This is a genomic window from Nitrospirillum bahiense (assembly GCF_007828025.1).
Taxonomy (GTDB): Bacteria; Pseudomonadota; Alphaproteobacteria; order Azospirillales; family Azospirillaceae; genus Nitrospirillum; species Nitrospirillum amazonense.
Genome location: NZ_VITO01000001.1, coordinates 577075 through 602317, shown reverse-complemented (window position 1 = coordinate 602317; position 25243 = coordinate 577075). Strand labels below are relative to the sequence as shown.

Here is a 25243-nt window from a genome sequence, read left to right as displayed (position 1 = left end):
CGTCACCGCGGGCGGCTTGCCCGGCCTTACTTGGTGAAAATGCAGTAGCAGCCTTTGGTGTATATGCAGTAGGGGGAGCCGCCGCCGGAAACGTGATCCAGCGCATCGTCGTCCAGCGGTTCCATCTGCGTGGGCGCGCTGCCGGCCCGGGCGGCGAAGACGCCCTCGATCTCATCGGCGGTCAGCTGGATGCCGCGCGTGGCCGCGAAGTCCGCCAGCGCCTTGGCCGCCGCCTTCACATCGCCCCCGCCGGCTATGCCCTTCAGTATTTCCGTGTCCGAGGCGATCAGGGCCTTCAGTTTTTCCAGTTCCGACTGCGACATGACATCATCCCCCACCAGTGTCCGGATCCCGGATACACGGTAAAGAGCGTGGCATCAATACGCTGGTAAGTTGCTATCGCTTTAGTGCGGGATGGCGGGGTGGATTTTCAAAGGCCACCTAGCCGCCAGAGGTTGACGGCTGGCAAAGCCATAGGTCCCGTCTTCAAGGACCCCCTGGGCGCGGAAGGCGTGGAAAGTCCAAGCCTTGCAGGGCGGCGTCAGAAAGATGTCGGACATCTGCGAAACCCAGTTGCGCCAAGCCGATCCCATGTGCCATATGTTCACCCCGCTTGCGGCGCCCTGATTTTTTCAAGGGGTGGCGTATTTTCCGCAAGCGAATACAGTATCTTGTATCCCCCTGCGGTGAAGTCTGCCGTAGGAAGGCCATCCCCCGGGTGGCCGCACATAGGATGGATTACCCTCCATCCGCCTCATGTCCCCTTCGTCTAGAGGCCTAGGACACCGCCCTTTCACGGCGGCGACACGGGTTCGAATCCCGTAGGGGACGCCACGCTTCCAGCGTTTGGGCTGGATTTGGCGGGACAATCTGGGACAGAGGGATCCGCGGGACGCCAGCGGAAATACATTCCCATAGCGACGATCACCCTCGGAAGAGCCGGGACGGCTCGCCGCGGCCGCGGGTGCCGATGAGGCAAAGGGCGGCTGCGGGAACGGCGCCTCCGCGATCATGGGCTCATCCATCCGCTGGTCAGGCGCCGTGGCTTCCGCATGCGCGGTTACCTTACAATTGGAAAGGTGCTTTCCACCCCTGAGGGGAAGCGCCGATACCATTAAGCCTTTTGCGCCCTCAATTTTTTGCCTGGCACGCTTTTTGCCCAAACGTCACCGATGCGGAGCGAGACAGCCCCGCCGGGGACGTTGGAGGAAATGCCGGAATGGCGAGCGAGACGTTTTACGAGGTGATGCGCCGGCAGGGCATCACCCGGCGAAGCTTCACCAAATTTTGCAGCCTGACGGCTGCGGCGCTGGGCCTGGGCCCTTCCTACGCCCGGGCCATCGAAACCGCCATGGAGACCAAGCCGCGCATCCCGGTGCTGTGGCTGCATGGCCTGGAATGCACCTGCTGTTCGGAAAGCTTCATCCGGTCGGCCCATCCCCTGGCCAAGGACGTCATCCTGTCGATGATCAGCCTCGACTATGACGACACCATCATGGCGGCGGCGGGCTTCCAGGCCGAATCCATCATCGACGAGACCATCGAGAAGTATAACGGCAACTTCATCCTGGCGTGCGAGGGCAACCCCCCGCTGAACCAGGAGGGCATGAGCTGCATCATCGGCGGCAAGCCGTACCTGGAACAGTTGAAGAAGGCGGCCGACCACTGCAAGGCCATCATCAGCTGGGGCAGCTGCGCCAGCTGGGGCTGCGTCCAGGCGGCCCGGCCCAATCCCACCCAGGCCACCCCCATCCACAAGGTGCCGGGCCTGCCGGCCAAGCCCATCATCAAGGTGCCCGGCTGCCCGCCCATCGCCGAAGTCATGACGGCGGTCATCGCCTATATCTTGACCTTCGACCGCTTCCCGGAACTGGACATGCAGGGCCGGCCGAAGATGTTCTATTCCCAGCGCATCCACGACAAATGCTACCGCCGCCCGCACTTCGATGCCGGCCAGTTCGTGGAAAGCTTCGATGACGAAGGCGCGCGCCGCGGCTACTGCCTCTACAAGGTCGGCTGCAAGGGCCCGACCACCTACAACGCCTGCTCCACCGTGCGCTGGAACGGGGGCCTCAGCTTCCCCATCCAGGCCGGTCATCCCTGCATCGGCTGTTCCGAGGACGGCTTCTGGGACAAGGGCGGCTTCTATGAGCGCCTGAGCGACGTCCACGGCTTCGGCGTCGAGGCCAACGCCGACAAGATCGGCGGCACGGCGGCCGGCATCGTCGGTGCCGCCGCCGCGGTGCATGCCGCGGCCAGCGCGGTCAAGCGCGCCCGCTCCAACAGCGGCACGAACGATAAGAGAGAGGGAAGGGACTGATGCCCACGCTTGCGACACCCAACGGCTACCAGCTCGACACCAGCGGCAAGCGCGTCGTGGTCGATCCGGTCACCCGCATCGAGGGCCACATGCGCTGTGAGGTCAACCTCGACGGCGACAACGTCATCCGCAACGCCGTCTCCACCGGCACCATGTGGCGCGGGCTGGAGGTGATCCTGAAGGGTCGCGACCCGCGCGACGCCTGGGCCTTCACCCAGCGCATCTGCGGCGTCTGCACCGGCACCCACGCGCTGACCTCCGTCCGCGCGGTGGAAAACGCCCTGAACATCCAGATTCCGGAGAACGCCAACAGCATCCGCAACATCATGCAGCTGTCGCTGCAGGTGCATGACCATCTGGTCCATTTCTACCACCTCCACGCCCTGGATTGGGTGAACCCGGTCAACGCCCTGAAGGCGGACCCCAAGGCGACGTCGGAACTGCAGCAGGCCGTCTCGCCCCACCATCCCAACAGTTCCCCGGGCTATTTCCGGGACATCCAGACCCGCCTGCGCAAGTTCGTGGAATCCGGGCAGCTGGGGCCGTTCAAGAACGGCTATTGGACTAACCCGGCCTACAAGCTGCCGCCCGAAGCCGACCTGATGGCGGTGACCCATTATCTGGAGGCGCTGGACTTCCAGAAGGAGATCATGCGCGTCCGCACCATCTTCGGCGGCAAGGACATTCACCCCAACTGGCTGGTGGGTGGCGTTCCCTGCGCCATCAACCTGGATGGCGACATGGCGGCCGGCGCGCCGGTGAACATGGCGTCGCTGAACTACGTCTCTTCCATCACCGACCGCTGCATCGAGTTCGTGGAGAACGTCTACATTCCCGACATCATCGCCATCGGCGGGTTCTACAAGGACTGGCTGTACGGCGGCGGTTTGTCGAACAAGTCGGTGCTGGCCTACGGCGACATCCCCGACCGGGCCAACGACTACAGCCCCCGCAACCTGCTGATGCCCCACGGCGCCATCATCGACGGCAAGCTGTCGGAGGTGCACCCCGTCGACCTGACCGATCCCGAGCAGGTGCAGGAGTTCGTGCCCCACAGCTGGTACAAGTACCCGGACGAGAGCAAGGGCCTGCACCCCTGGGACGGCGTGACCGAACCCCATTACCAGCTGGGCCCCAACGCCAAGGGCACCAGCACCAACATCGTCCAGTTGGACGAGGGGGCGAAGTACAGCTGGATCAAGGCGCCGCGCTGGCGCGGCCATGCCATGGAGGTGGGGCCGCTGGCCCGCTACCTGGTCGGCTACATGCAGGGCAATGTCGAGATCAAGGACCAGGTCGACCGCACCCTGGCGGCGCTGAACGTGCCGCTGGACGCGCTGTTCTCCACCCTGGGGCGGACGGCCGCGCGCGCGCTGGAGGCCCAGTGGGCGGCGCGCAAGCAGCGCTATTTCCTGGACAAGCTGATCGCCACCATCAAGGCGGGCGACACCTCCACCGCCAATACGGCGAAGTTCGATCCCAAGACCTGGCCGTCCGAGGTCAAGGGCGTGGGCTTCACCGAGGCGCCGCGCGGCGCGCTGGCTCACTGGATCCGCATCAAGGACGGCAAGATCGACAATTACCAGTGCGTGGTGCCCACCACCTGGAACGGCAGCCCGCGTGACAACAAGGGCAACATCGGCGCCTTCGAGGCGTCGCTCATGAACACCAAGGTGGCCCGCGCGGAAGAGCCGGTGGAAATCCTGCGCACCCTGCACAGCTTTGATCCCTGCCTGGCCTGCTCCACCCATGTCATGGGCCCGGACGGGCAGGAATTGGCCGAAGTCAAAGTCCGCTGAACCAAAGGAGACTGATCCCATGAAGACCTTCATCACGAAATCGGTCCCCCGCGTCTCGGCGGCTGTCCTGGCGGCGGGTTTCATCACCACCCCGGCCGTGGCCCATCCGGGGCATGACGGGGGCTTCGCCGCCGGCATCGTCCACCCGCTGACGGGCTTGGATCATCTGGCCGCTATGGTGGCCGTCGGCCTGTGGGCGGCCACCCGGCCGGCGGCGCGCGCCTGGCAGGCGCCGGCGCTGTTCGTGGCCATGCTGGCGGTCGGTGCGCTGGCCGGCCTGGCCGGGGGGGCCTTCGCCCCGGTGGACACGCTGGCGGCGCTGTCGGTGACCCTGCTGGGCCTGATGCTGATCGTGGCCCCCCTGCTGCCCGACGCCGCGGGCCTGGGCCTTATCGCCCTGTTCGCCACGGTGCATGGCTATGCCCATGGCATGGAGGCGGGAGGCCACCTGCCGGGCTACTTCGCCGGCTTCATGGTGGCGTCGGCGCTGCTGCATGCCGCCGGATGGCGCCTGGGCGCCGGCCTGCTGGCCACCCGCTGGGGGCGTTGGGCTTCCGGCCTGACCCTGGGCGCAGCGGGCCTCGCGCTCGCCGCGCTGTAAGGGGGGACGCGCCATGAGCGAGGCCTCCCTGGGAACACATAAGGCGGGAACTCATAAGGCGGGGACACACAAGGAAGAGGCGGTTTACGTCTATGAGGCGCCGGTGCGCTTGTGGCACTGGGCCAATGCCGCCGCCATTCTGGTGCTGTGCGTCACCGGCTATCTGATCGGCTCACCCCCGCCGTCCATCCATGGTGAGCCCAGCGCCCATTTCCTGTTCGGCTGGATCCGCTTCCTGCATTTCTCGGCGGGGCAAATCCTGGTCGTCGGCTTCGTCTTCCGCTTCTACTGGTCCTTCGTGGGCAATGACCACGCCCGCGAAATCTTCCGGCCGCCGGTGTGGCGCAAAAGCTTCTGGCTGGGTGTGATCCATGAGATCCGCTGGTATGCCATGCTGGAAAAGGCGCCCAAGAAGTACAGCGGGCACAACCCGCTGGCCATCCTGTCCATGCACGTCCTGTTCGTGTGGGGCACGCTGTTCATGATCATCACCGGCCTGGCCCTGTATGGCGAGGGCCAGGGGCCGGGCTGGATCCACCGGCTGTTCACCAGCTGGGTCATTCCCCTGTTCGGGCAGAGCCAGACGGTCCACACCTGGCACCACATGGCCATGTGGGTGATCGTGATCTTCGCCATCGTCCACATCTATGCCGCCGTGCGGGAGGACATCATGTCCCGGCAGTCCATCATCTCCTCGATGTTCTCGGGCTGGCGCACCTTCCGCGATGGCGGCCCCACCGACGAACACTGAGGTCCAGGCAAGTTTCCAGTCGGAAAGGGGGGCTTCGCGGCCCCCTTTTTCATTTGGAAAATTGTCTTCCAGTTCCCCTTCCAACTGGAAGGATTCTATCCAATAAGAAGATGAGGATGACCCGCCGTCCCCCAAAGCTTCAGCCGTTTCGGCGCTGAACGGTGCGCTGGCATGCCCCTTGCTGATCCACCCCCAACATCCGGCCCGTCGGATGACAGGGGAGTGAGAGGCGTGGAAGTGACGACGGCAAGCGGACCCCGCGTGCTGGTGCTGGGCATCGGCAACCTGCTGTGGGCCGACGAAGGGTTCGGCGTGCGGGCTGTGGAGCACATGCACCGCCATTATGCCTTTCCCACCAACGTCCGCCTGATCGACGGCGGCACGCAGGGCATCTACCTGGTTCAGGAAATCCGCGAGGCCGACATCCTTGTCGTCTTCGACGCTGTCGACTACGCCCTGCCGCCCGGCACCCTGAAGCGGGTGGAGGGGGCCGAGGTGCCGAAGTTCCTGGGCGCCAAGAAGATCTCCCTGCACCAGACCGGCTTCCAGGAGGTGCTGGCCATGGCGGAGATGATGGGCGACAGCCCCGCCCACCAGCTGCTGATCGGCGTGCAACCGGTTGAGCTGGAGGATTTCGGCGGCAGCCTGCGGCCGGAGGTGAAGGCCCAGGTTGAGCCGGCCATCGCGCTGGCGCTGGAGTATCTGGCGGGCTTCGGCATAACGGCCAACCCGCGCCCGGTGACGCTGCCGGCCGAGCAGGGCATCGGATCGCTGGAAATGATGCTGGAACGTTATGAGACGGAGCGCCCGGACGAGGCGGCGGCCTTCCGCGGCGGCGACGCGCGGGTGCTGGGCGCCGGCGGCTGGACGGGACCTGCGGATTTCGAGGTGGAGATGCAGGCCCTGGTGGCCCGCCCCCTGGCGGGCGCACCCGGGAAGGACGCCTGATGTGCATCGGCATTCCCATGCAGGTGGTGGAGGTCGGCGCCGGCCATGCCCGCTGCCGGTCCGGCGCGGAGATACTATCCATCGACACCAGCCTGGTGGGCGACGTCGCCCCGGGCACCTGGCTGATGACCTTTCTGGGTGCCGCGCGGGAGGTGATGAGCCCTGAGGCCGCCCAGCGGTCCCTGGCGGCGCTGAGCGCCCTGGAGGCGGTCATGCGGGGGCAACCGGCCGACCTGGACGCCGCCTTCGCCGACCTGATCGGCCGTGAACCTCAACTACCCAGCCATTTGCGTCCTACTCCGGAGCCTGAAGCATGAGCGATGCGCGCGACGACTTTTCCCCCCTGCTGCGGTCCGTCATGGCCCGGTGCGACTACCGGGTGGTGGGGGAGGCGGAGCTGGCGGATATCTGCGTCGGGCAGCCGCTGGCGATGCTGTTCCTGTCCGGTGACCACTGGCGGGTGGCGGAGAGCGACGATGTCGCCGCCATCCTGCCGGAGCTGGACGGTGCCATGGGCGGCCATGTCGTGCCCCTGATCGCCGCACGGGCGGATGAGCGCGCGCTACAGCGGCGCTTCCGCTTCGCTCGCTATCCCGCCCTGGTCTTCCTGCGCCTGGGCGACTATCTGGGCGCCATCGAAGGCATCCGCGACTGGGCGGACTATATGCGTGAGATTCCGGAAATCCTCGGGCGCGAACCCAGCGTTCCCCCTGCCTTCCGCCTGCCCGCCGGCTGCGGCACCGACGCTGTGCATTGAGGAGAGACTGATGAACGACGCCCATGGCGGTGCCCTGGTCGGGCCCGGCAGCCAGCCCGAAGATTTCGACGGCGACCGGCTGGACTACATGGTGATGCCCGACGGCATGGCCATCTTCTCCGCCGCCAACGTGCCGGAGGCGGATGCTGCCCAGGCGGTGCCACAGGGTGTGGCGGCGGGTCACGCCATCCTGGCGGCTTTGACCCGTGCGGTGGACGGCGCGGGACCGCAGTGGGTGGATCTGACGCGATTGGATGCCGCCAACCTGGCGTTCGTGGACCAGTTGCTGGGCGAGGGCGAGGTATCGGTGGTGTTCGGAACCGATATCCAGGCCCAGGAGTCCGTCCTTGCCGGTGTCTGGCGGGTGCGCGAAAGCGACGCCGCCGGCCGGCGCCTGCGCGACTATGTCGATTGCGCCCCTTTCCCGGCCGGGCTGGCGGAACGTGCCTTCAACGGCGCGAGGGGCGCGGCCGTCCTGCCGGAAACGGCACGCCCCAACATCTTCAACGCGCCGCCGCTGATCGCCGAGATCAATGAGCATATTCCCCGCGTCGGGGAGGCCGGCGGCGCGGGCCATGTCATCAACCTGTCCCTGCTGCCCCATACCGAGGAGGACCTGGCCTTTCTGGATGAGGCGCTGGGGCGCGGCGGCCTTGTCATCCTGTCGCGCGGCTACGGCAACTGCCGCATCCGGTCGACGGGGACGCGAGGCTGCTGGTGGACGCAATACTTCAATTCCCAGGACACGTTGATTCTCAACAGCATCGAGATTTGCGCCATCCCGCTGGTCGCCCTAGCGGCGGAGGAGGACTTGGCGGATTCCGCCGAACGACTGCGCGAGATCATGGAGATTTACCGGTGACGGATCATTTCTTCGCCGGATCGTTCGGGGGCGATGTCAGCAAGATCAGCCCCGGGACGAAGCTGGAGTGCAAGATCTGCTGGCATGTCTACGACCCGGCGGTGGGCGACACCTACTGGCAGGTGCCGCCCGGCACGGCCTTCGCGGACCTGCCGGAGCATTGGACCTGTCCCGAGTGCGACAGCGCCAAGACCGGCTTTGTGGTGATTGCTGACGAATGACCGACGCGCCCGCCCTTTCCGCCCGCATCGAGACCGCCTTCGCCCGCATCGCGGTGACGCGCATGGCCGGCGTTCCGGTGATGAACCCGGCGCTGTCGGTGGCGATGCGGGGGGTGCACCGCCATGGCGGGCATTGGGTGGGCGTGCTGGTGACCCCGTGGTTCATGAACCTGCTGCTGCTGCCCGTGGCGGAGGAAGGGCCCCGGCAGGTGGGGGCGAAGACGGCCCTGGCGTTGCCGTCCGGCAGGTACGAAGGCATCTGGGGGCATGAGGACGACTTGGGCGGGTATTGGAGCTGCTCCTTGTTTTCCCCCATGTTCGACTTCGCGGATCAGGAGACGGCGGTGGCGACGGCGGACGCCGCCCTTGCGGAAATCATGGCGGTGCCTGAGCCGGACGCCGATGACGATGGTATGGCTACGATCTGGGCGGGAAATCCTGCCGTTCCCCCGCCCGCCAAGACGGAACCGGCGCCGCCGCCCAGCCGGCGTGCGCTGTTCGGCCTGGGCCAGACGGGACCATCGCAGACGGGACCATGGCAGGCGGGACCATGACTCGTCCGGCCATCATTCTGCGGCTTCCGGCCGATGCCGAGGGCACGGCCGCGCTGAGCTACGCGCCACGCGGTGATGTCGCGAGCCTGCTCGCGGCCGTGCCGGTGGAACGGGTGCCATCCCTGGTCCGGACGCTGTTCGCCATCTGCGCCAACGCGCAGGGGCATGCGGCAGAGCTGGCGATGGAAGCGGCGCTCGGCCTGGAAGCCACCACCGGTGAACTGGTGGCGCGTGAAATCCGGACATGGACGGAGGTGGTGCGGGAGCACGCCCTGCGTATCAGCCTGGACTGGGCCCGCCTGCTGGGGGAGGCGCCGGATCTGGCCGCCGCGCGCGCCTTTATGACCCTGTCCGCCGCCGATGACCCCGCAGTCCTGATCGGGGAGGCGGTGGCCGGCCTGTCGCCCGAACGGTGGCTGGCGATGACCTCGACGGTCGAATTGGCCCGCTGGGCCGGGGCTGGCCGTACGGTGGCCGCGCGCTTCATCGCCACCCTGTTCGACGCGTCGATGCTGACGCCGACGGGCGAGGTGGATCCGGGGTCGCTGGCGGCGCGTCATGCCGACCACCCCCTCCTGTCCCGCGCCCTGCCCGCCGGTTCGCTCATCGCCCGCCATGTCGCCCGGCTGATCGATCTTTGCCGCGTGCCGGCACGCCTGAACGTGTTGCGCGCCGGTGATGCCGCCCCCTTGCGTGGCACGACGGCCGGGCCGGGCTGGGGGATGGCGTCGGTGCCCTGCGCCCGGGGCACCCTGGTCCATGAGGTGGGCGTGGTGGCCGGGCGGGTGGAGCGCTATCGTATCCTGTCGCCCACGGATCGCGCTTTCGCGCCGGGTGGGTGGGCGGAGCGGCAGATCCAGGGGCTATGCGCGTGGCCGTCCGCCGATCGCGCACGATGGGCCGAGGTGATGATGCTGGCGCTGGACCCGTGTGTGGACTACGCGGTGGAGGTGGCCTGATGCATGAGATGGCCATCTGCGAGAACATCCGCGTCCTGATCGAGGAACAGGCCCGGACCCAGCATTTCAACCGGGTGGAACGGGTGTGTCTGGAAATCGGCGCCCTGTCCGGCGTGGAGGTGGAGGCGCTGCGCTTCGGCTTCGACGTCGTCATGCGCGGCAGCGTGGCCGCCGCCGCCCGGCTGGAGATCGTCGAAACGGCCGGCACCGCCTGGTGCCTGCCCTGTGCCGTGACCGTGACAATCGGCCGGCGCTATGACCCATGCCCCCGCTGCGGCTCGCACCAGATGCAGGTGACGGGCGGGGAAGAGATGAAGATACGCGAACTGGAGGTGACGTGATGTGCACGGTCTGCGGATGCGGCGAGGGCCAGGTCAAGATCGAGGCCGACACCCATGGACATGATCACCACCATGATCATGACCACCATCACCATCATGACCATGATCATCACCCCCACGGCGCGGACGGGACGCTGGATTACGGCGGCGGGCCTGCGGGCACTGCCGTCCCGGGCATGAGCCAGGCGCGCCTGATTCAGATCGAGGCCGACATCCTGGGCAAGAACAACGGCTATGCCGCCGCCAACCGCGCGCGGTTCGCCGAGGCGGGCATCCTGGCGCTGAACCTGGTGTCCAGCCCGGGGTCCGGCAAGACGACGCTGCTGTGCCGCACGCTGGGCATGTTGGCGGGTGAGTTCCCCTGCGCGGTCATCGAGGGCGACCAGCAGACCAGCGCCGACGCCGACCGCATCCGCGCCACGGGCGCCCCGGCCATCCAGATCAACACCGGCAAGGGCTGCCACCTGGACGGCCACATGGTGGGCCACGCCGTCGACCATCTGCATCCTGCCGACGGTTCCGTCCTGTTCATCGAGAATGTCGGCAACCTGGTATGCCCGGCGGCTTTCGATTTGGGGGAGGCGCACAAGGTGGCGATCCTGTCGGTGACGGAGGGGGAGGACAAGCCCCTGAAATACCCGGACATGTTCGCCGCCGCCGACCTGGTGCTGATCAACAAGACCGACCTGCTGCCCCATCTCGACTTCGACGTCGACCTGGCCATGGCCAATGCGCGCAAGGTCAATCACCGGGTGCGCCTGCTGAAGGTTTCGGCCCGCACGGGCGAAGGCATGCAGGCCTGGCTGGATTGGGTCCGCGGCGCCCGCCTCATGGCGCTGTCCGGCCGGCCCTCCCAGGCAGCGGAATAGGGGGAACCATGTGCCTGGCCATACCCGCGCTGGTGACGGCGCTGCATGACGGCGCGATGGCGAGCGTCTCGGTCGGCGGCATCGCCAAGCAGGTCTCCGTGGCCCTGCTGGAGCAGGTTGCGGTGGGCGACTATGTGCTGCTGCACGTCGGCTACGCCCTGCACCGCGTCAGTGAGGAGGAGGCGCGGCGCACCTTGGCCATGATGGCCGAGGCGGGACTGCTGCAGGCCGAGGTGGCGGATATGGGCGGGACAGCGAAGAGCGCGGGGGTGGTGCATGAAATACGTTGATGAATTCCGCGACCGGGATTTGGCGCGCACCCTGGCCGCCGCCATCGCCGCGGCGGCGGACCCGGCGCGCGACTATAATTTCATGGAGTTCTGCGGCGGGCACACCCACGCCATCTTCCGCTATGGCGTGCAGGACTTGGTACCGGCCAATGTGCGCTTCGTGCACGGCCCCGGCTGTCCCGTCTGCATCCTGCCCGCCCGCCGCCTGGACGACGCCATCGAATTGGCGGAACGGCACGGCGTCATCCTGTGCAGCTATGGCGACATGCTGCGCGTGCCGGGCACGGGACGGCGGTCGCTGCTGAAGGCCAAGGCAGACGGCGCCGACATCCGCATGGTCTATTCGACGCTGGACGCGCTGGACATCGCCCGCGCCAATCCGGGGCGCGAGGTGGTTTTCCTGGGCATCGGGTTCGAGACAACCACCCCGCCCAGCGCGGCCGCCATCGCCCAGGCCCAGGCGGAGGGCATCGCCAATTTCTCCGTCTTCTGCAACCATGTGCTGACCCCGCCCGCCATCCGCCACATCCTGGAGGCGCCGGAGATCGATCCCAGTCAGGCCGCCCGCCTGGACGGCTTCCTCGGCCCCTCGCACGTCAGCACCATTATCGGTTCCCGGCCCTATGAGTTCCTGGCCGCCCGCTATGCCAAGCCGGTGGTCATCGCCGGGTTCGAGCCGCTGGACGTGATGCAGTCGGTCCTGATGCTGATACGCCAGGTGAACGAGGGGCGGGTGGAGGTCGAGAACCAATACACTCGGGTGGTGACGCGGGACGGCAACGCCAAGGCGCAGGAACTGGTGGATGGCATCTTTGAGCTGCGGCCCAGCTTCGAATGGCGTGGGCTGGGCAGCGTGCCGGACAGCGCACTGGCCATCCGGGCGGAGTATGCTGCCTTCGACGCAGAGAAACGCTTCACCCTCAGCGAGAAGCGGAGCCGCGAGACCAAGTCCTGCGAATGTCCCGCCATCCTGCGCGGCGTGAAGAAGCCGAAGGACTGCAAGCTGTTCGGCAAGGCCTGCACGCCGGAAACGCCCATGGGCGCCTGCATGGTTTCCTCCGAAGGGGCGTGCGCCGCCTATTGGACCTACCGGCGAATGGAGACCCTGGCGGAGATGGCGGCCGAATGACCATCCCGCCCCCCGATCTTTCCGGTGCCGTGGACATGAGCCACGGTGGTGGCGGCCGGGCCATGGCCCGGCTGATCCGCGACATCTTCCTGCGCCACCTGGCGAACCCGCTGCTGGACCAGGGGCACGACGCGACGCGCATCGACGCCGGTTCCGGCCGCATCGCCGTGACGACGGATGCCCATGTCATCTCGCCCTTGTTCTTTCCCGGTGGCGACATCGGTTCCCTGGCCGCGCACGGCACGCTCAACGACTTGGCCATGGCCGGTGCCCGCCCGGTGGCGCTGACCGCCGCCTTCATCATCGAGGAAGGCTTTCCCCTGGCGGACCTGGACCGCATCGCCGCCAGCATGGGGCAAGCTTGCCGGGCGGCCGGCGTGCCGGTGGCGACGGGTGACACCAAGGTGGTGGAGCGCGGCAAGGGCGACGGCGTTTTCATCACCACCAGCGGCATCGGCGTGGTGCCGGCGGGCGTGGACATCGGCCCACGCCGGCTGCGCCCTGGGCAGGCCGTCCTGCTGTCCGGCCCCATCGGCGACCATGGCATCGCCATCCTGTCCAAGCGCCAGGGCCTGGAATTCGGCACGGAAATCCGGTCCGACAGTGCCGCCCTGCACCGCATGGTGGCCGACATGGTCGCTGTCGTCCCGGGCATCGCGGTCCTGCGCGACCCTACCAGGGGCGGCCTGTCCGCCACGCTGAACGAACTGACCAACGCCGCCGGCGTGGGCATGCTGCTGGATGAGCGGGCCATCCCGGTCCGGCCGGAGGTGGCGGCGGCCTGCGAGCTGCTGGGCCTGGATCCACTCAACATCGCCAATGAAGGCAAGCTGGTCTGTGTTTGCGAGCCGGAGGACGCGGAGACGCTGCTGGCAGTGATGCGGGACCATGCGGAAGGCCGTGACGCGGCGCTGATCGGTCATGTTACCGTGGGCCAGCCCGGCTTCGTCCGCATGACGACGGCCATCGGCGGCCAGCGCGTGGTTGACTGGCTGTCGGGCGAACAGCTTCCGCGCATCTGCTAGCGGAGAGGAGCGATGGCCGACCTTCCCACCGTCCTGATCGTCGATGACGAGCTGCGCTCCCTGGAATCGCTGCGGCGTATCCTGGAGGAGGACTTCGACGTGCTGACCGCCGCCAGCACCATCGAGGCCGAGCGGCGGCTGGCCGACAATCCGGTGCAGGTGGTGCTGTGCGACCAGCGCATGCCGGAACGCAGCGGCGTGGAATTCCTGACGGAGGTCAAGGAGCGCTGGCCGGAGGTCGTGCGCATGATCATCTCCGGCTATACCGACGCCCATGACATCATTGACGGCATCAACCAGGCCGGCATCTTTCAGTACGTCACGAAGCCCTGGCACCCGGAAAACCTGCTGCTGACATTGAAGGGCGCCTGCCGCCTCTATGCCTTGCAGCGGCAGAACGAACTGCTGGCGGTGGAGATGAAGATGCTGCCGGCCGCCGCGTCCCGCGTGGTGGGGGAGCGGAAGGAGAAGCTGCGCCGCGCCTACAATTTCGACGACGGCATCGTGCGCGCGAAGGGCAGCCCCATGGAGGCCGTGTGCGGCAGCCTGGCCCAAGTGGCGCCCTTCGACGTGCCGGTCCTGCTGTTCGGTTCCTCCGGCACGGGCAAGGAGTTGGCGGCGCGCGCCCTGCACTATGGCTCGCTGCGCTGGAACCAGCCCTTCGTGGTGGAGAATTGCGGCGCCCTGCCCGACGAACTGCTGGAGAGCGAGCTGTTCGGGCACAAGAAGGGCGCCTTCACCGGCGCCATCGAGGACCATGTCGGCCTGTTCGAGCGGGCGGACGGCGGCACCGTCTTCTTGGATGAAATCGGCGAGGTTTCCCCCGCCTTCCAGGTCAAGCTGCTGCGTGTGCTGCAGGAGGGGGAGATACGGCCCCTGGGGGGAACCCGCACGCGCAAGGTGGAGGTGCGGGTGATCGCCGCCACCAACAAGGATCTGGAGGAGGAGGTTCGGGCCAAGCGCTTCCGCGCCGACCTGTTCTATCGCCTGGCCGGCATGATCATCCGCCTGCCCGACCTGAAGGACCGCAAGGGCGACCTGCCCCTGCTGGTGGAGGTGCTGCTGGACCGCGCCATGGCGCAGATGGGCAAGCGCGTGCCCGGAATTTCGCCGGAAGCGCTGGAGTGCCTGGCCCGCTATGACTGGCCGGGCAATGTCCGCGAGCTGCAGAATGAGGTGCAGCGCCTGATGGTGCGGGCCACGGAAGGCCGGCGGCTGGAGGCGGATCTGCTGTCCCCCCACATCCTGCGGGCGGAACCGCAGGAGGTCGGCGCGCGCGAGGACGATTTCGCCGACATCGCCGGCCTGGCCGGCGACCTGCGCGAGCGGGTCAGCGCCATGGAGGCGCGCATCATCCGGGAAACCCTGATCCGCCACCGCTGGAACAAAAGCCAAGCGGCGCGGGAACTGGGGCTGTCCCGCGTTGGGTTACGGGCCAAGCTGGAACGCTACGGGCTGGAGAACGTCCACCCTCTGGCACCCCCCGCGGCGCCCAAGCGCGTGACGGGGGGCTGAGCCATGGGCAGCCACGAGCCGGCGCTGCCCTTCGGGGACCGGTCGCCAGAGGCGGAAGGCGAGGGTGAACAGCTGTGGATCGACGTCATCCGCCGCATGGACGTGGTCTACAGCGACCTCGTGGCCTCGCAGGTGGCGCTGGAGGAACAGAACCAGCGCCTGCAGCAGGCGCGCGACTTCATGCACTCCGTCCTCGGGGCCATGAATGACGTGCTGATCGTTTGCGACGCGGCTGGCGCCGTGTTGCGGGTCAACGCCGCGCTGACGGCGGCGCTGGGGCGGGAGGAGGGTGATTTACTGGCGGTCCCCTTGCTGGATCTGTTCGATCCCGCCGACCATGCCGACATCCGGGCCTGCCTGGCCGAGGGGCGCGCCATCGAGGACAAGGGCTGGCACCTGCTGGCGGCGGACGGCCAGCGGGCGGCGGTATCCGTGAATGGGGCGCCCCGTCGCGATGCGCGCGGCCGGTTCGCGGGCATGGTCCTGGCCGGCCGGCCCGTGGGCGAACTGCTGCGCGCTTACCGGGATCTGGACAAGGCGCACCAGCGCCTGCGGCAGACCCAGCAGCAGCTGCTGACGTCGGAAAAGATGGCGGCGCTGGGCCGGCTGGTGGCGGGGGTGGCGCACGAACTCAACAACCCCATCAGCTTCGTGTTCGGCAACATGTACGCGCTGAAGCGGTATGGCGCCGCCATCACCGGCTATCTCGCGGCCATCGATGCCGGCAAGCCGCGGGCAGAGCTGGCGGCCCTGCGCGACAGCCTGCGCATCGACAAGGTGCTGGCCGACATAGGCCCGCTGGTCGACGGTACGCTGGAAGGGGCGGAGCGGGTGCGCGACATCGTGCAGGATCTGCGGCGCTTCTCCTCCAACCAGCGTGAGGAGCCCGAGGCGTTCAACCTGGTCCGCTTGATCCACACGGCCACCGACTGGGTGATCAAGACGCAGCGCACCAAGCCGGAGGTGCGGCTGGAGTTGCCGGCCGCGTTGGAGGTGGTGGGCCTCAAGGGCCAGTTGCACCAGATCCTGGTCAATCTGGTGCAGAACGCGGTGGACGCCGTGAACGGCCGCGACGGCGCCCTTATCCGCATCACAGCGGGGGAACAGGACGGGTGGATCGTCCTGACGGTCGCCGACAACGGCCCTGGCATCCCGCCGGAGAACCAGGGCAAGATTTTCGAGCCCTTCTTCACCACCAAGCCCATCGGCAGCGGTACCGGGTTGGGGCTATATGTCAGCTACAACATGGCGGAAAAACTGGGCGGCAGCCTGAGCCACGCCGAAGCGGAAGGCGGTGGCGCCGCCTTTACCCTGAAGGTGCCGGTCGATGACCGCAGTATCTGAACCGGCCCGCCCGCTGCGGCTCTTATGGTTGCAATCCGGTGGCTGCGGCGGCTGCACCCTGTCCCTGCTGGGGGCGGAGAAGCCGGATCTGCTGACGGCCCTGGCGGCGGCCAACGTCGAACTGCTGTGGCACCCGTCCCTCAGCGAGGCGACGGGCGGGGAGGCGCGGGCCATCCTGGAGGCCGCAGCCGCGGGCGACCAGCCGGTGGACATCCTGTGCCTGGAGGGATCGGTCATCAACGGGCCCGGCGGCACCGGCCGCTTCCACCTGATGGCCGGGACGGGCAAGCCCATGCGCGACTGGATCGCCGCCATCGCCCGCCGGGCCGGCTATGTCGTGGCCGTGGGCAGCTGCGCCGCCTTCGGCGGTGTCACCGCCGCCGGCGGCAACGAGGTGGAGGCATGCGGCCTGGCCTATGACGGCACCCGCGCCGGCGGCCTGCTGGGGGCGGGGTTCCGCTCCGCCAAGGGTCTGCCCGTCATCAATATCGCCGGCTGCCCCATCCACCCCGGCTGGTTCACCGACACGTTGCTGCAGATCGGCGCCGGCACGTTGACCGGGGCCGACCTGGATGAGTGGGAGCGCCCCCTGGCCTATACCGCTCACCTGGTCCATCACGGATGCGCCCGCAACGAATTCTATGAGTTCAAGGCCAGCGCGGAACAGCCGGGTGATTTGGGCTGCATGATGGAGAATTTAGGCTGCAAGGGCACGCAGGCACGGGCCGACTGCAACATCCGGCCGTGGAACGGCGGCGGCTCCTGCCTGGACGGCAACTACGCATGCATCAATTGCACGGCCCCGGGTTTTGAGGAGCCGGGCCACGCCTTCGCTGTCACACCCAAGGTGGCCGGCATACCCATCGGCCTGCCGACGGACATGCCCAAGGCGTGGTTCGTGGCGCTGGCATCCCTGTCCAAGGCGGCGACGCCCAAGCGGCTGCGCGACAACGCCGCGCGGCCAGCACCGGTCCTTCTTCCCCATGACAAGCGCAAGGACAGCGCATGAGCCGCCTGATCGTCGGTCCTTTCAACCGTGTCGAGGGCGATCTTGAGGTGCGCCTCGACATCAGCGCCGGCATGGTGGCCGACGCCCGCGTCGTCTCCCCGCTCTATCGCGGGTTCGAGGCCATGCTGGTGGGCAAGCCGGCGCTGGACGCGCTGGTCTACGCGCCGCGCATCTGCGGCATCTGTTCCGTGTCGCAATCCGTGGCCGCGGCGCGCGCGCTGGCGGCGACCGGTTCCGGGCCCTTGCCAACCAATGGCGGTCTGGCCATGAATCTGATCCACGCGGTGGAGAACGTCGCCGACCACCTGACGCACTTCTACCTGTTCTTCATGCCCGACTTCGCCCGCGCCGTTTACGCGGGGGAGCCTTGGTATGCGGGCACGGCTGCGCGGTTCACGGCGGTGAAAGGCGATGCTGCGCAGGAGTTTCTGCCCGCCCGGGCGGAACTGATGAACCTGCTGGGCATCCTGGCGGGTAAGTGGCCCCATACCCTGGCGGTTCAGCCCGGCGGATCGACGCGCGCCGTATCGCGGGCCGAACTGGCGCGGCTGGGCGCCCTGCTGGCCGCCTTCCGCCGCTTCCTGGAGCGCACCCTGTTCGGCGATGCGCTGGAGGCGGTGGCGGCCCTGTCGACCCGCGACGCTTTGCTGGCCTGGGCGGAGGCGAAGGCCGACCGGGGTGACTTCGCCCGCTTCGTCGCCGTGTCCCAGGCGGTTGGCCTGAATCGCCTGGGCCGTACCGACCTGCGGCATATGAGCTTCGGCGCCTATCCGTCCGCGGAGGGGCCACTGTTTCCGCGCGGCATGTTCAGGCAGGGCGTCGGCAGCATCCTGCCGGTCGACCGCATCACGGAGGATGTCAGCCACGCCTGGTACCGGTCCGACCCGGACGCGGCACCGCGTTCCCCGCGCGAGCCGGGGATGCCGCCGGATGCCGCGCGGGACGACGCCTACTCCTGGTGCAAGGCGCCGCGCCTGGACGGCGAGGTGGCGGAGGCGGGCGCCCTGTCGCGGCAGCTGGTCGCGGGACACCCGCTGCCGCGCGATCTGGTGGCACGGGACGGCGCGACGGTTGAGGCGCGGGTGGTGGCGCGGCTGCTGGAGGTCGCCCTGGTCACCATGGCCATGGAACGTTGGGTGCGCGCCATCGACCCGGCGGCTCCCTTCATCGACCATACACCCCTGCCGATGGTGGGCGAGGGGGCCGGCCTGACGGAGGCCGCCCGCGGCTCCCTGGGGCATTGGGTGACCGTTCAGGGTGGGCGCATCGCCAATTACCAGATCATCGCCCCCACCACCTGGAACTTCTCCCCCCGCGACGCCGCCGGCACGCCCGGCCCGCTGGAGCAGGCGTTGCGCGGCGCCCCCGTCCGCAAGGGGGAGGGCGAGCCGGTGGCCGTGCAGCACATCGTCCGTTCCTTCGACCCCTGCATGGTCTGCACGGTGCACTGATGGAGGCCGCCGGCGCCATGGCGGGCCGTCGCATCCGGGTGCGGGGCCTGGTCCAGGGGGTGGGCTTCCGGCCCCATGTGTGGCGCCTGGCCCGCGTGCTGGATATTGCCGGTGATGTCGCCAATGACGGTGAAGGCGTGATCATCCACGCCTGGGGCGATCCTGCGGCGCTGGACGGCTTTCAGGACCGGCTACGCCGCGAGGCGCCGCCCCTGGCGCGCATCGACGCCATCGAGGTCTTCCCCCACCGTGGTCCGGCGCCCCATGGCTTCACCATCGCCGCCAGTGCCGTTGGATTGGCACGGACGGGCATCGTGCCCGACGCCGCCACCTGCCCCGCCTGCCGGGCGGAACTGTTCGACCCCGCCGACCGGCGCCAGAGCTATGCCTTCGGCAACTGCACCCATTGCGGTCCCCGGCTGTCCATCGTCAGCGCCATCCCCTATGACCGCGCCAACACGGCCATGGCGGCCTTCACCCTATGCCCCGCGTGCGCCGCCGAATACGCGAACCCCGCCGACCGCCGCTTCCATGCCCAGCCGACGGCCTGTCCCGCCTGCGGGCCCCGGCTGTGGCTAGAGCCCGCCCCGGAGGCGGGGACGGACCCGCTGGACGCGGCGGCGGCGCTGCTGCGCGCCGGCGCCATCGTCGCCGTGAAGGGTATCGGTGGCTTCCACCTGGCCTGCGATGCCGCCGACACCAAGGCAGTCGCGGAATTGCGGCGGCGCAAGGCGCGCGATGCCAAGCCCTTCGCGGTGATGGCCCGATCGGTGGATGAGGTCGGCCGGTATTGCCGGCTGGACGACGCGGCCTGCGCCCTGTTGCAATCGCCCGCGGCGCCCATCGTGCTGCTGCCCAGGCGGCCCGATGGCGCGCCGCTGCCGGACGGGCTGGCGCCGGACCAGGACCATCTGGGTTTCATGCTGCCCTACACGCCGCTGCATCACCTGCTGATGGCCCGGGTGGACGGCCCCCTGGTGATGACGTCGGGCAACCGGTCGGATGAACCGCAAGTCATCACCAATGAGGACGCGCGGGCTCGCCTGGTCGGATTGGCCGACGCCTGGCTGATGCATGACCGCGCCATCCTCAACCGCCTGGACGACAGCGTCGTCGCCGCCACCGGCGGTGCGCCCGCCATCCTGCGCCGGGCCCGGGGTTACGCTCCGGCACCATTGCCTCTGCCGCCGGGCCTCGACGGCTTGCCGCCCACCCTGGCCATGGGCGGCGAGCTGAAGGCGACCTTCTGCCTGCTGCGGGAGGGGCAGGCCATCCTGTCCCAGCACATCGGCGACCTGGAAAACGCGGCTGCCTTTGATGACTACCGGGTCCTGCTGCGCCTCTACCGCGACCTGTTCGATTTCACGCCGGAGGTGATCGCCGTTGACGCCCATCCGGATTATCTCTCGACCACGCTGGGCGCAGCACTAGCGCGGGAGTGTGGCGCCCGGCTGGTGTCCGTGGGGCACCATTATGCCCACATGGCCGCCTGCCTGGCGGATGCCGGTATCGGATTGGCGGAAGGTGGGGACGGCACCTTCGGGCTGATCCTCGACGGCCTGGGCCTGGGCGCGGACGGAACGCTATGGGGTGGCGAGATCCTGCGCGGGGGATACCGCGGCGTGACCCGTGTGGCTCATATCGCCCCCGTGGCCCTCGCCGGCGGGGCGGCCGCGATGCGCCAGCCGTGGCGCAACCTGGTGGCCCAGCTACGCCAAGCCTTCGGTGAAACGTGGCGGGACCAAGCCGCGCCCGTGCTGGACCATCTGCCGGCTGACGCGCATGTGGCCGTGCTGGAGCGCATGCTGGAAACCGGCACCAACGCGCCACCCTGTTCCTCGGCGGGCCGGCTGTTCGACGCGGTCGCGGCGGCGCTGGGTATCCACCCCGCACGCATCGGGCATGAGGCGCAGGCCGCGATGGCGCTGGAAGCGCTGGCGCGACCCCATGTCGCCACCGCACGTCCTTATCCAGCGGCGTTTGGGGGTGATGATCCCGTGGTGGTCGGCTGGGCCCCGATGTGGCGGGCGCTGCTCGATGACTTGGCCGCCGGAGAGGTGCCGGGGCTGATCGCCGCCCGCTTCCACCTTAGCTTGGTCGAGGCGCTGGTGCAGGCGACGGGGCGGGTGGGCGCCGGTCCCGGTGCCCTGGTCGCGCTGTCGGGCGGTGTCCTGCAGAACCGCATCATCCTGCACGAACTCCAGGCCCGCCTGCGGGCCGCGGGCTGGCGGCCCGTGATACACGGCCAGGTGCCGGCCAACGACGGCGGCTTGGCGCTGGGCCAGGCCGTGCTGGCCGCCCTCATCGCTGACGGCCGGGGACATGATCGGACGAAGCCGCCGGGCATTTGAAGCGAAACGCGATCAGGATGATGTCGCTGTGAACCGGCGCTGACTGATCGTAGCGTGACGCTGCGCACCTTTCCCGCAACCTTGCCTTCGGCATGGACGCTGGCCGGCACGCTTGCCATCGCGGCCATCGCGACCGCCAAATCACGTCGGTTGATCACCGGAAGTCTCCCGTCGCGGCGACCTTCGGGCACGGCCCCGGAGCATTCCGTTCAAGGAATGCGGGGGGTGAGGAGGCCAGGCGCTTGCTGTTAATTTTTATTAGACTGTGAATAAATGACTTGGCGTGTCAAGGTCCCTTGTACGTCCCAGCGATCGCCCGTGGCGGTGCGCGTGCTGTCGTGGGGGAACTGCCGTGCGACACGCGACAGTCACCCGGCCCTTGCGGCGCGGATGGGGCGCTGCAAATAATGGACGCCTTGCGGTACGCGACATCGGCCCGGCCATGTCGCCATAAGAACGAATACGGGATGGAAGAAGAACCCACGGGAAAAATGGGGTTGGATGGCGAGGCGGTCCGGCAACTGCTGCAAGGCGCCGTGCTCAAAGGGTTCGACCCCCACGCGCTTTTACGGGACGCGGCGATCGATCCGGCGGTTTACGGGAACGCGCGCGCCGCGATCGATGGGCAAGCGTTGGTTCGGCTGATCCGTCGGATTCAGTTCGCGCTTGATGACGTCTATCTCGGCTTCTTCGCCCAAGGCTGTCGCCTCGCGCTCGAGGCCGAGCGTCTCCTGTCCTTCCTGCATTGCGCCACCCTGGGCGAGGCGCTGCGGGTCAGCATCCGCTTCACCGACGCGATGTCCGCCGATGTGGGGCCGGGCATCACCGAGGAGCACGGCTCCGGCCTTCAGCACATCTGCAAGTACCAGACCATCCCGGGTGTGAACCGGGACATCCTGGTCTGGATCCGGTTCGTCTGGATATACCAGTTCTTCAGTTGGCTGATCGGCCGTCCGCTGGTGCTTCGCGGCCTTTCCATCCGGGGGCCGCGCCCCATGCAGGAAAACGGCTTCGACCGGTTCGCGCTGTTCCGCTGTCCCGTGCAATTCGACGCGCCGGTGGATGCCTTGTCTTACGACTGGGACGATCTGGCGGTGCGCCTGGTGCACAGTTCCATCAAGGAATATGACGATTACTACGCGAGTGAGCCCGACTGGTTCGACATTCCCGATCGTGGCCCCACCTGGCGGGAGCGGACGCAGCAGGTGCTGATCGACTTCCAGCGCGCCGGCCTCTGGTCGGCGCCGGTCGAGGTCGTCGCCGCGCGCCTGCGCACTCGACCCAGGCGGCTTCGCCAGGATCTGTCGCTGGAAGGGGAGTGCTTCCAGGACATGAGGACGCGCCTGCGCGGGGAATTGGCCGCGGCCTACCTGCTCGCGAGCGATCTGCCGATCACGGAGATCGGCCTTACCGTGGGGTTCAGCGAACCCGGCAGCTTTTCGCGCCATTTCTGCGCCTGGGCCGGAATGACGCCATCGGCCTATCGCACCGAGTACATGGCCGACGCGGCAAAGGTCGGCGCCGCGACCGTCCTTCTCAAGGATCGGCGCATCGCATAGGGCGGGATGGGGCCGCGCCGCCCCCCATGTCACTTCCGCCAAATCATGGCGTCACCCGTGTCATTGCCTCTCATCCGGCAAATGCGAAGATCCGCCTCGACCGGGGGCGTGAGATCCCCGGCGTCAATCGCATCAAAAAAAAGGGAGGGGAGGACATGAGCAGCTTGAGGCTGATCCGTCGTGGGCGCGCGCTGGGGTTGGGGGCGACGGCGCTGGTCGGTGGATGCCTGGCCACGGGCCAGGTGTGGGCGCAAGCCCAGACCCAGGGCGCCACCCAGGGGGCCGCCGTTCAGCCGCAGAATGGCGCCTCGGCCGCCCCGGCCGACGCCTCGCGCGACCTCGGCTTGGAGGAAATTCTCGTGACGGCCGAAAAGCGCGCCGAAGGGCTGCAGAACATCCCGATAGCGATCACCGCCGTCTCGGGCGAAACGCTGGAGAAGGCCGGCGTGAAGGAGGTGGGCGACCTCGTCCAACTCGCGCCCAGCCTCCAGTTCGGCACGCGCTCCACCAATGTGTTCATCGCCATGCGCGGCATCGGCCAGGCCGGGCAGGACATCGGCAGCCAGTCGGGTGTGACCGTGTCGCTCGACGGCGTTCCCTTGCTCAACCATTTCATGATGAACCCGTCCTTCCTCGATGTCGAACGGGTGGAGGTTCTCCGCGGGCCGCAAGGCACCATCCAGGGCCGCAACGCGACGGGTGGCGCCATCAATGTCAACAGCAAGGCCCCGACCGATCAGACCGATGCCGAACTGGCACTTACCGGTGGCAACTATTCGCGTTTCGGGGCCAAGGGCTTCGTGAACGTGCCGCTGTCCGACAAGGTTCTGACCCGCGTCTCCTTCCAGCGGGACCGTGCGGATGGCTGGACGGACAACGCGTATCTCGGCCGTCACAACGACAATGCCGACCTGACGGAGGTGCGCGGCCAGGTGTTGGTGAAGCCGTCCGAAATCTTCAGCATCAGTGCGCTGGTCGATTACACGCGTGACCGCAGTGACCCATCGTTCAATCTTCTGCTGGGCCGTGCCGATCCGGCCAGGCCCACGCCGGCCGAAGTGCCGGGGTATGCCTATCCCCGCAACAACATTGACGACCTGACCTTCTATTTCAACGAACCCAATCAACGGGACGTGGAGGACATCAGGGCCACCCTGACCGCGCACCTGGACCTGGGGCCGGACACGTCGATTACCTCGACCACGGGCTTCATCAAGCACGATATCGACCTGACCAACCTCGATGTCGATCTGACGCCGGTGCCCAGCGCGCGGTTCGATCTCATCGGCCTGTACGCGAAGCAGGTGACGCAGGAACTCACCGCGACCACGGACGTGGGCAGCCGGGCGGATCTGGTCGCCGGCCTGTTCTACATGCACGGGGATTCGAGTGAGCCGCTGTACCTCAGCACGGCGGCGGTCAAGAACCTGCTGGTCTATCTTCCGGCCGAAACGCTGGACTCGTATGCGGCCTACGCGCAGTTCCGCTACAACCTGACCGACAATCTTCGTGCGACGGCCGGCGGGCGCTATACTCTCGACTCCAAGTCTTACGCGATGGATGCCACGTCGGGCGGGCTCCACTATCTTCTCGCCGACAAGGATATCTGGAAGGCTTTCACGCCCCGCTTCGTGCTTGACTACGCGCCCCAGGACAACACGCTGGTTTATGCAAGCGTGTCCCGTGGCTTCAAGTCGGGTGGCTTCAACACCCTGGGCGACATCACGCAGCCGGTTAATTTCTTCAATCCGGAATATGTCTGGAACTACGAAATCGGCACCAAGGCCAAGTTGTTCGACAACAAATTGCGTATGGGCCTTACCGCGTTCTATGCCGACTACACCAACCTGCAGCAGACCGTCTTCCGCACGAACGTGCAGACGGGGGTGCAGTTCCCGAAGGTCGAGAACTCGTCCGCCGCCACGATCAAGGGCGTCGAATTCGAAGTCGAGGCCATTCTGGCCGAAGGGCTGAAGGTGGCGGGGGCGGCCACGCGCCTCGATACGGCATTTGGGAAGTTCTGCAACAACGATCCGCTGTATCCGGCCCTGCCGACCGCCGCCGCATGCGTGGGTGTGACCAGCGATGGCCAGGCTTTGCCGCCCGGTGCCAAGAACTTGGAAGGCAATACGCTCACCCAGGCGCCGAAATGGCAGTTCAACGTATCCGGCGAGTACGTCTTCCCGGTTTCCGGCGCCCTGGAGGTCACCGCGCGCGCCGATTACAAATGGCAGAGCAGGGTCTATTTCGACATCTACAACAATCCGCTCGTCTCCCAGGACGGGTACGGGCTGTTCAACGCGTCGATCGGCCTGGGCACCTTCGACAAGGCCTGGTCGCTGACCGGCTGGGTCCGCAACGCCTTCGACGTCCGCTATATCAGCCAGGCGAACACCAGCCCCGGTGCGACGGCGTACACCGCCGGGTCCATCGGCATGCCGCGCATGTATGGGGCGACGCTTTATCACCGGTTTTGAGCGGGCGGCGAGGCCCGGGTTACCGCGCGGTCCGGATGGGCCGGTGCTCGGCATCCGGGTCTCGACCGCGGCCCCCATACCGGGCCCGGCGCCGCGATCCGGAGCGGCGCT

Annotated in this window: 24 protein-coding genes and 1 tRNA gene; 24 read left to right on the top strand and 1 reads right to left on the bottom strand. The window is 67.7% G+C overall.

Going from position 1 to position 25243, the window contains the following annotated elements; translation table 11 throughout:
- Positions 1-26: 26 nt before the first annotated feature.
- On the bottom strand, positions 27-323 hold the full coding sequence (locus FBZ88_RS02555; protein WP_040849894.1) for a hypothetical protein: 297 nt from the start codon (positions 321-323) through the stop codon (positions 27-29).
- 435 nt (positions 324-758) lie between these two features.
- On the opposite strand from FBZ88_RS02555, the gene FBZ88_RS02550 reads away from it, so the two are divergent.
- The 24 genes from FBZ88_RS02550 (at position 759) to FBZ88_RS02435 (ending at position 25132) form a co-directional block, all read left to right on the top strand.
- Positions 759-834, top strand: a tRNA-Glu gene (locus FBZ88_RS02550).
- A gap of 385 nt (positions 835-1219) precedes the next feature.
- On the top strand, positions 1220-2320 hold the full coding sequence (locus FBZ88_RS02545; protein WP_145615252.1) for a hydrogenase small subunit: 1101 nt from the start codon (positions 1220-1222) through the stop codon (positions 2318-2320).
- The gene (locus tag FBZ88_RS02540) at positions 2320-4119 is read left to right on the top strand and encodes a nickel-dependent hydrogenase large subunit (RefSeq protein ID WP_145615251.1); all 1800 of its coding nucleotides are present in this window, start codon (positions 2320-2322) and stop codon (positions 4117-4119) included. The genes FBZ88_RS02545 and FBZ88_RS02540 overlap by 1 nt, the downstream gene beginning before the upstream one ends.
- 19 nt (positions 4120-4138) lie before the next feature.
- Positions 4139-4720: a HupE/UreJ family protein gene (locus tag FBZ88_RS02535; protein ID WP_088872947.1), complete on the top strand. Its 582-nt coding sequence runs from the start codon at positions 4139-4141 to the stop codon at positions 4718-4720.
- A gap of 13 nt (positions 4721-4733) precedes the next feature.
- Complete coding sequence (gene cybH, locus FBZ88_RS02530; RefSeq protein ID WP_186464159.1) at positions 4734-5471, top strand: Ni/Fe-hydrogenase, b-type cytochrome subunit; 738 nt, start codon at positions 4734-4736, stop codon at positions 5469-5471.
- A gap of 237 nt (positions 5472-5708) precedes the next feature.
- Complete coding sequence (locus FBZ88_RS02525; RefSeq protein ID WP_145615250.1) at positions 5709-6419, top strand: HyaD/HybD family hydrogenase maturation endopeptidase; 711 nt, start codon at positions 5709-5711, stop codon at positions 6417-6419.
- Positions 6419-6736 (top strand): HypC/HybG/HupF family hydrogenase formation chaperone, encoded by a 318-nt coding sequence (locus tag FBZ88_RS02520; protein ID WP_145615249.1) that lies wholly within the window; start codon positions 6419-6421, stop codon positions 6734-6736. The genes FBZ88_RS02525 and FBZ88_RS02520 overlap by 1 nt, the downstream gene beginning before the upstream one ends.
- Positions 6733-7176: a thioredoxin domain-containing protein gene (locus FBZ88_RS02515; RefSeq protein WP_145615248.1), complete on the top strand. Its 444-nt coding sequence runs from the start codon at positions 6733-6735 to the stop codon at positions 7174-7176. Before FBZ88_RS02520 ends, FBZ88_RS02515 begins: the two co-directional genes overlap by 4 nt.
- A gap of 10 nt (positions 7177-7186) precedes the next feature.
- The gene (locus FBZ88_RS02510; protein WP_145615247.1) at positions 7187-8038 is read left to right on the top strand and encodes a hydrogenase expression/formation protein; all 852 of its coding nucleotides are present in this window, start codon (positions 7187-7189) and stop codon (positions 8036-8038) included.
- The gene (locus FBZ88_RS02505) at positions 8035-8259 is read left to right on the top strand and encodes a rubredoxin (protein ID WP_145615246.1); all 225 of its coding nucleotides are present in this window, start codon (positions 8035-8037) and stop codon (positions 8257-8259) included. The genes FBZ88_RS02510 and FBZ88_RS02505 overlap by 4 nt, the downstream gene beginning before the upstream one ends.
- Positions 8256-8813, top strand: coding sequence for a [NiFe]-hydrogenase assembly chaperone HybE (hybE, locus tag FBZ88_RS02500; protein WP_145615245.1), 558 nt, complete (start codon positions 8256-8258; stop codon positions 8811-8813). The genes FBZ88_RS02505 and hybE overlap by 4 nt, the downstream gene beginning before the upstream one ends.
- Complete coding sequence (locus FBZ88_RS02495) at positions 8810-9772, top strand: hypothetical protein (protein ID WP_145615244.1); 963 nt, start codon at positions 8810-8812, stop codon at positions 9770-9772. Before hybE ends, FBZ88_RS02495 begins: the two co-directional genes overlap by 4 nt.
- On the top strand, positions 9772-10113 hold the full coding sequence (hypA, locus tag FBZ88_RS02490) for a hydrogenase maturation nickel metallochaperone HypA (RefSeq protein ID WP_145615243.1): 342 nt from the start codon (positions 9772-9774) through the stop codon (positions 10111-10113). Before FBZ88_RS02495 ends, hypA begins: the two co-directional genes overlap by 1 nt.
- On the top strand, positions 10113-10982 hold the full coding sequence (gene hypB, locus FBZ88_RS02485; RefSeq protein WP_145615242.1) for a hydrogenase nickel incorporation protein HypB: 870 nt from the start codon (positions 10113-10115) through the stop codon (positions 10980-10982). The genes hypA and hypB overlap by 1 nt, the downstream gene beginning before the upstream one ends.
- Positions 10983-10990: 8 nt before the next feature.
- The gene (locus tag FBZ88_RS02480; protein ID WP_145615241.1) at positions 10991-11272 is read left to right on the top strand and encodes a HypC/HybG/HupF family hydrogenase formation chaperone; all 282 of its coding nucleotides are present in this window, start codon (positions 10991-10993) and stop codon (positions 11270-11272) included.
- Entirely contained in the window at positions 11259-12401 is a 1143-nt protein-coding gene (gene hypD, locus FBZ88_RS02475) for a hydrogenase formation protein HypD (RefSeq protein WP_145615240.1), read from the top strand. Before FBZ88_RS02480 ends, hypD begins: the two co-directional genes overlap by 14 nt.
- On the top strand, positions 12398-13426 hold the full coding sequence (hypE, locus tag FBZ88_RS02470; RefSeq protein ID WP_145615239.1) for a hydrogenase expression/formation protein HypE: 1029 nt from the start codon (positions 12398-12400) through the stop codon (positions 13424-13426). Before hypD ends, hypE begins: the two co-directional genes overlap by 4 nt.
- A 12-nt stretch (positions 13427-13438) precedes the next feature.
- Entirely contained in the window at positions 13439-14941 is a 1503-nt protein-coding gene (locus FBZ88_RS02465; protein ID WP_145615238.1) for a sigma-54-dependent transcriptional regulator, read from the top strand.
- A 3-nt stretch (positions 14942-14944) separates the two neighbouring features.
- The gene (locus FBZ88_RS02460) at positions 14945-16285 is read left to right on the top strand and encodes a sensor histidine kinase (protein WP_145615237.1); all 1341 of its coding nucleotides are present in this window, start codon (positions 14945-14947) and stop codon (positions 16283-16285) included.
- The gene (locus FBZ88_RS02455; protein WP_145615236.1) at positions 16269-17294 is read left to right on the top strand and encodes an NADH-quinone oxidoreductase subunit B family protein; all 1026 of its coding nucleotides are present in this window, start codon (positions 16269-16271) and stop codon (positions 17292-17294) included. The genes FBZ88_RS02460 and FBZ88_RS02455 overlap by 17 nt, the downstream gene beginning before the upstream one ends.
- Positions 17291-18745, top strand: a complete 1455-nt coding sequence (locus FBZ88_RS02450) for a nickel-dependent hydrogenase large subunit (RefSeq protein WP_145615235.1) — start codon at positions 17291-17293, stop codon at positions 18743-18745. Before FBZ88_RS02455 ends, FBZ88_RS02450 begins: the two co-directional genes overlap by 4 nt.
- The gene (hypF, locus tag FBZ88_RS02445; RefSeq protein ID WP_145615234.1) at positions 18745-21096 is read left to right on the top strand and encodes a carbamoyltransferase HypF; all 2352 of its coding nucleotides are present in this window, start codon (positions 18745-18747) and stop codon (positions 21094-21096) included. The genes FBZ88_RS02450 and hypF overlap by 1 nt, the downstream gene beginning before the upstream one ends.
- 467 nt (positions 21097-21563) lie before the next feature.
- On the top strand, positions 21564-22655 hold the full coding sequence (locus FBZ88_RS02440; protein ID WP_246138459.1) for an AraC family transcriptional regulator: 1092 nt from the start codon (positions 21564-21566) through the stop codon (positions 22653-22655).
- A gap of 155 nt (positions 22656-22810) precedes the next feature.
- Complete coding sequence (locus FBZ88_RS02435; RefSeq protein WP_186464158.1) at positions 22811-25132, top strand: TonB-dependent receptor; 2322 nt, start codon at positions 22811-22813, stop codon at positions 25130-25132.
- Positions 25133-25243 lie beyond the last annotated feature (111 nt).

Bases quoted from the DNA above. Each gene is read 5' to 3' on its own strand.
- FBZ88_RS02555 (WP_040849894.1), bottom strand. From the start codon at position 323: ATGTCGCAGTCGGAACTGGAAAAACTGAAGGCCCTGATCGCCTCGGAC.
- FBZ88_RS02545 (WP_145615252.1), top strand. From the start codon at position 1,220: ATGGCGAGCGAGACGTTTTACGAGGTGATGCGCCGGCAGGGCATCACC.
- FBZ88_RS02540 (WP_145615251.1), top strand. From the start codon at position 2,320: ATGCCCACGCTTGCGACACCCAACGGCTACCAGCTCGACACCAGCGGC.
- FBZ88_RS02535 (WP_088872947.1), top strand. From the start codon at position 4,139: ATGAAGACCTTCATCACGAAATCGGTCCCCCGCGTCTCGGCGGCTGTC.
- cybH (WP_186464159.1), top strand. From the start codon at position 4,734: ATGAGCGAGGCCTCCCTGGGAACACATAAGGCGGGAACTCATAAGGCG.
- FBZ88_RS02520 (WP_145615249.1), top strand. From the start codon at position 6,419: ATGTGCATCGGCATTCCCATGCAGGTGGTGGAGGTCGGCGCCGGCCAT.
- FBZ88_RS02515 (WP_145615248.1), top strand. From the start codon at position 6,733: ATGAGCGATGCGCGCGACGACTTTTCCCCCCTGCTGCGGTCCGTCATG.
- FBZ88_RS02510 (WP_145615247.1), top strand. From the start codon at position 7,187: ATGAACGACGCCCATGGCGGTGCCCTGGTCGGGCCCGGCAGCCAGCCC.
- hybE (WP_145615245.1), top strand. From the start codon at position 8,256: ATGACCGACGCGCCCGCCCTTTCCGCCCGCATCGAGACCGCCTTCGCC.
- FBZ88_RS02495 (WP_145615244.1), top strand. From the start codon at position 8,810: ATGACTCGTCCGGCCATCATTCTGCGGCTTCCGGCCGATGCCGAGGGC.
- hypA (WP_145615243.1), top strand. From the start codon at position 9,772: ATGCATGAGATGGCCATCTGCGAGAACATCCGCGTCCTGATCGAGGAA.
- hypB (WP_145615242.1), top strand. From the start codon at position 10,113: ATGTGCACGGTCTGCGGATGCGGCGAGGGCCAGGTCAAGATCGAGGCC.
- FBZ88_RS02480 (WP_145615241.1), top strand. From the start codon at position 10,991: ATGTGCCTGGCCATACCCGCGCTGGTGACGGCGCTGCATGACGGCGCG.
- hypD (WP_145615240.1), top strand. From the start codon at position 11,259: ATGAAATACGTTGATGAATTCCGCGACCGGGATTTGGCGCGCACCCTG.
- hypE (WP_145615239.1), top strand. From the start codon at position 12,398: ATGACCATCCCGCCCCCCGATCTTTCCGGTGCCGTGGACATGAGCCAC.
- FBZ88_RS02465 (WP_145615238.1), top strand. From the start codon at position 13,439: ATGGCCGACCTTCCCACCGTCCTGATCGTCGATGACGAGCTGCGCTCC.
- FBZ88_RS02460 (WP_145615237.1), top strand. From the start codon at position 14,945: ATGGGCAGCCACGAGCCGGCGCTGCCCTTCGGGGACCGGTCGCCAGAG.
- FBZ88_RS02455 (WP_145615236.1), top strand. From the start codon at position 16,269: ATGACCGCAGTATCTGAACCGGCCCGCCCGCTGCGGCTCTTATGGTTG.
- FBZ88_RS02450 (WP_145615235.1), top strand. From the start codon at position 17,291: ATGAGCCGCCTGATCGTCGGTCCTTTCAACCGTGTCGAGGGCGATCTT.
- hypF (WP_145615234.1), top strand. From the start codon at position 18,745: ATGGAGGCCGCCGGCGCCATGGCGGGCCGTCGCATCCGGGTGCGGGGC.
- FBZ88_RS02440 (WP_246138459.1), top strand. From the start codon at position 21,564: ATGGAAGAAGAACCCACGGGAAAAATGGGGTTGGATGGCGAGGCGGTC.
- FBZ88_RS02435 (WP_186464158.1), top strand. From the start codon at position 22,811: ATGAGCAGCTTGAGGCTGATCCGTCGTGGGCGCGCGCTGGGGTTGGGG.